We start from the raw sequence: 4,258 nt of genomic DNA, 5'->3' as shown, positions 1-4,258 counted from the left end.
TACGGTAGTGATGGCAGCGGTCAGCGTTGTTTTACCATGGTCAACGTGGCCGATAGTACCGACGTTAACGTGCGGTTTTGTACGTTCAAACTTTTCTTTAGACATCGATTGTCCCTCTAAGACACGGATAAATCGGTGATATCACCACATCAACCAGGCAACATGCCCGACTTGTTGAATGAACATAACAGAAGAGAAACAGGGAAGGAGAGAAAAGAAGTGGTGCTGATACCCAGAGTCGAACTGGGGACCTCACCCTTACCAAGGGTGCGCTCTACCAACTGAGCCATATCAGCACGTCTGGAGCGGGCAGCGGGAATCGAACCCGCATCATCAGCTTGGAAGGCTGAGGTAATAGCCATTATACGATGCCCGCATCCTGAAACTCGGCTACCCAGTTCTTTCTGTAATACTAAAGAGACTGCTCTCTGTAGTATTGAGCTGATTAGTTTACCCAACCAACTCCGGCTACGCAAAGCGTCGCCAGAAAGTGGTGGTGGGGGAAGGATTCGAACCTTCGAAGTCGATGACGGCAGATTTACAGTCTGCTCCCTTTGGCCGCTCGGGAACCCCACCCAAATTGTTATGGTGCCGACTACCGGAATCGAACTGGTGACCTACTGATTACAAGTCAGTTGCTCTACCTACTGAGCTAAGTCGGCATCAAGTAGCGCGCATTCTAGGGAGAGGAGCGAGTTCATGCAACTAAAAATTTGCATAAAACGTTCTCTTGCTCACATTTTGTGCTCTTACGCGAAAAAACGGTGTAATTTCAAACAAAGGAGTGCAAATAATCGCCAGCAAACAGCACAGCAGGCGCGGTTCCGGTCATCCACGTTTACCCGGAACCTATGCTGACCGCAGCCTGAAAGGCAGCAGGCCGTTAGCACTATCCTGTTAGCAAAGACCATGCTTTGCAAAGCATAAGAAACTTATTCCTCTCTTGTGACGCTGGCGCGAGAAAGCAGCATTCAATGAGTTTTTTTCTTATTATTCCCGGCAATCTGGTGTTACCCTCCTGCCCATTGTCCTGATTAACTCGTGTGAAGCATCGCCGTTTCAACGTATTCGGTGATGGTAAGAACATGCTTATGAGCCAAAAAGAGCAGACGTTAATGACACCGTACCTACAATTTAACCGCCACCAATGGGCTGCACTTCGTGATTCTGTCCCGATGACGTTAACCGAGGAAGAAATCACGCGGTTAAAAGGCATCAACGAAGATCTCTCTCTGGAAGAGGTTGCTGAGATCTATTTGCCGCTGTCGCGTTTGCTCAACTTCTATATTAGTTCTAACCTGCGTCGTCAGGCGGTTCTCGAACAATTTCTTGGCACTAACGGTCAGCGTATTCCCTATATAATCAGCATAGCTGGCAGCGTTGCGGTAGGTAAAAGCACCACCGCCCGTGTGCTGCAGGCCTTGCTTAGCCGTTGGCCTGAGCATCGCCATGTCGAACTCATTACCACTGACGGATTTTTGCACCCTAACTCGGTTTTGAAAGAACGTGGGTTAATGAAGAAGAAAGGTTTTCCGCAGTCTTATGATATGCATCGGCTGGTGAAGTTTGTCTCCGATCTCAAATCAGGAGTACCACAGGCAACTGCACCAGTTTATTCCCATCTAATTTATGATGTTATTCCCGACGGCGATAAAACCGTCGCGCAACCGGATATTCTCATTCTTGAAGGACTGAATGTTCTGCAAAGTGGGATGGATTATCCACACGATCCGCATCATGTATTCGTATCGGATTTTGTCGACTTTTCTATTTATGTCGATGCCCCGGAAGAATTATTGAAAAGCTGGTATATCAACCGTTTTCTTAAATTCCGGGAAGGAGCATTTACCGACCCGGATTCTTATTTCCATAATTACGCCAAGCTGTCGAAGGAAGAAGCGGTGGATATTGCCACCTCGCTATGGAATGAGATTAACCTAATGAATCTAAAAGAAAACATCCTTCCAACCCGCGAGCGCGCCAGCCTGATTATGACCAAGAGCGCCAATCATTCTGTTAATCAGGTACGCTTACGGAAATAAAGCAAAGGGAGCCGAAGCTCCCTTTTTTATTCTGCGCTGCGCAATGATATTTCACCACCGACCCAGGCTTTTATCACACCATCCTGCTCCAGCAATAGCGCCCCCTGGGCGTCAATACCGCGGGAAATGCCATAAATTTCTTTATCACCGATAATCAGTTTTACCGGACGATGAATAAAGTTATCCAGTTTTTCCCAGCGCGGCAGATAAGGAGCCAACCCTTCCTGCTCGAACAGCTCCAGTCCCAGGCGCAGCTCTTTAATCAGGCGCGCGGCGAGGAGGTTACGATCGATGACCACCCCTGCTTCCTGAAGACTGATCCAACCCTGATTGACGACATCAGACTCCACGTGACGCATCACAAGGTTGATACCCGCGCCGCTGACGATTTGTGCGGCATCGCCCGTTTTCCCCGTCAGTTCCACGAGGATCCCTGACAGCTTACGATCCTGCAGGTAAATATCGTTTGGCCATTTCACGCGAACCTGTTCGGCCCCGAGCTGCTGCAGCACTTCAGCGATCACAATACCGATCACCAGGCTTAGGCCAATAGCCGCTGCCGGGCCCTGCTCCAGACGCCAGTACATTGAGAGATAGAGATTCGCGCCAAAGGGGGAAAACCATTTTCTGCCTCGCCGGCCCCGCCCTGCCTGCTGATATTCAGCCACGCAGGCATCGCCGGACGTCAGCTCATCCAGTCTGTCCAGCAAATACTGGTTAGTGGAGTCGATTACCGGAAGGACAGTCACTCGGCCATGCTCTATCTGTTGGGAGATCTTTTTCTCATCCAAAAGATGAATAGGCTCTGGCAGGCTGTAACCCTTGCCCGGTACGGTAAACACATCAACGCCCCAGTCGCGTAAAGTCTGGATATGCTTATTAATCGCCGCCCGGCTCATGCCTAACTGCTCGCCAAGCTGTTCACCTGAGTGAAACTCACCATCAGCAAGGATAGAAATTAGCGTTAAAGGGATAGTATGGTCTTTCACGCAATGCTCTCCTCTGCGTTGACTTCACCATGCGTTCCAATGAAGCGCACCTCGGGTTGAAGCCATACATTGAATTTCGCACCCACCTGCTGGCGAACGTAATGGGCAAGCTTTATCACATCCTCACTGGTCGCTTGATCTTCATTAATCAGTACCAGCGCCTGCTGTCGATGCACGGCCGCGCCGCCGATGCGTTGTCCTTTGAGCTGACATTGATCGATTAGCCAGCCAGCGGCCAGCTTGACGCTGCCGTTTGCCTGCGGATAGTGCGGTGCATCAGGGAACTGCGCCAGCAGCGCTTCAGCAACCTGAGCGCTGACGATCGGGTTCTTAAAAAAGCTGCCAGCATTACCGTTAATCTTTGGATCCGGCAATTTAGTCATTCGCATATGACAGACCGCATCGAATACCTGCTGCGGGGTGACAGTCTGCGGATCGAGACGTGTTAAATCACCGTAGCTCAGCACCGGTCGCCACGCTTTCTCTAACGCCAAGCCAATCGCGACGATGGCGTAGCGGTCCTGATATTCATGTTTAAAGATGCTGTCGCGATAGCCGAAACGGCATTCCGCTGCGGAAAGGCGTTGTTTACGTCCCGTTTCCAGCTCGATGCAATCAACATATTCGCAAACCCGCTGCAATTCGACGCCGTAAGCGCCAATATTCTGGATAGGCGAAGATCCTGCGCAACCAGGGATTAATGCCAGATTTTCCAGACCAGGCATCGCATGCTGTAGCGTGAACTGCACCAGTTGATGCCAGTTTTCGCCGGCGCCGACGTGCAAGCGCCAGGCATCCGGGGTTTCGCTCACCTCGATCCCCATAATTCGGTTGAGGATCACCGTACCGGCATAGTCGTTCAGAAACAGGACGTTACTGCCTTCCCCAAGGATTAGCGTGGGTTCGCCTGCCGCGACAGCGGTTTGCCAGGCGCTTAATAACTGTTGTTCAGTTTCGGCGCGTACTATCGTATTGGCGGATCGCTCAATGCCAAAGGTATTCCAGGGTTTGAGGGAGTGGTTCATAGTGGCTTCCTGATGCAAAATCGGCGTTAGTTTACCGTATCTGGCGGGGGAAGGCTTGCCTGATTACAGAGGCAATAATATTGCGGGGCGCTAACGGTGGTGATGTGGTGTACCGGTCCGGGCTACAGAACCCGCAAGGTCCGTAGCCCCGGTAAGCGCAGCGCCACCGGGGAGGCGTACCGGCACCCTCCCCGGAGGACAC

General features: G+C 51.2%; 4 protein-coding genes and 4 tRNA genes. 1 reads left to right on the top strand and 7 read right to left on the bottom strand.

The genetic code is table 11. The features are described from left to right. The 5 genes from ACOI6Z_RS27285 to ACOI6Z_RS27265 form a co-directional block, all read right to left on the bottom strand. Positions 1-105, bottom strand: a 105-nt coding sequence (locus ACOI6Z_RS27285; protein WP_005651251.1) for a GTP-binding protein, incomplete at its 3' end; no start/stop codon positions are given. Positions 106-220: 115 nt separating this feature from the next. Next, a tRNA-Thr gene (locus tag ACOI6Z_RS27280) sits at positions 221-296 on the bottom strand. A 5-nt stretch (positions 297-301) separates the two neighbouring features. Beyond that, positions 302-376, bottom strand: a tRNA-Gly gene (locus ACOI6Z_RS27275). Positions 377-491: 115 nt separating this feature from the next. Further along, positions 492-576 (bottom strand) — tRNA-Tyr (locus ACOI6Z_RS27270). Between the two features lie 10 nt (positions 577-586). Then, a tRNA-Thr gene (locus ACOI6Z_RS27265) sits at positions 587-662 on the bottom strand. Between the two features lie 429 nt (positions 663-1,091). Between ACOI6Z_RS27265 and coaA the strand changes: the two genes are divergently transcribed. Beyond that, the gene (coaA, locus tag ACOI6Z_RS27260; protein WP_032429237.1) at positions 1,092-2,042 is read left to right on the top strand and encodes a type I pantothenate kinase; all 951 of its coding nucleotides are present in this window, start codon (positions 1,092-1,094) and stop codon (positions 2,040-2,042) included. Between the two features lie 26 nt (positions 2,043-2,068). Here coaA and birA read toward each other — a convergent pair whose 3' ends face one another. Then, positions 2,069-3,031 (bottom strand): bifunctional biotin--[acetyl-CoA-carboxylase] ligase/biotin operon repressor BirA, encoded by a 963-nt coding sequence (gene birA, locus ACOI6Z_RS27255; RefSeq protein WP_023291589.1) that lies wholly within the window; start codon positions 3,029-3,031, stop codon positions 2,069-2,071. Continuing rightward, on the bottom strand, positions 3,028-4,056 hold the full coding sequence (gene murB, locus ACOI6Z_RS27250; protein WP_048336577.1) for a UDP-N-acetylmuramate dehydrogenase: 1,029 nt from the start codon (positions 4,054-4,056) through the stop codon (positions 3,028-3,030). The genes birA and murB overlap by 4 nt, the downstream gene beginning before the upstream one ends. Positions 4,057-4,258 lie beyond the last annotated feature (202 nt).

Origin of the sequence: Klebsiella sp. C239 (assembly GCF_048822715.1) — a bacterium.
In the GTDB taxonomy this organism is placed as follows: domain Bacteria; phylum Pseudomonadota; class Gammaproteobacteria; order Enterobacterales; family Enterobacteriaceae; genus Klebsiella; species Klebsiella quasipneumoniae.
This window is presented reverse-complemented; position numbering and strand designations above follow the sequence as displayed.

Bases quoted from the DNA above. Each gene is read 5' to 3' on its own strand.
- coaA (WP_032429237.1), top strand. From the start codon at position 1,092: ATGAGCCAAAAAGAGCAGACGTTAATGACACCGTACCTACAATTTAAC.
- murB (WP_048336577.1), bottom strand. From the start codon at position 4,056: ATGAACCACTCCCTCAAACCCTGGAATACCTTTGGCATTGAGCGATCC.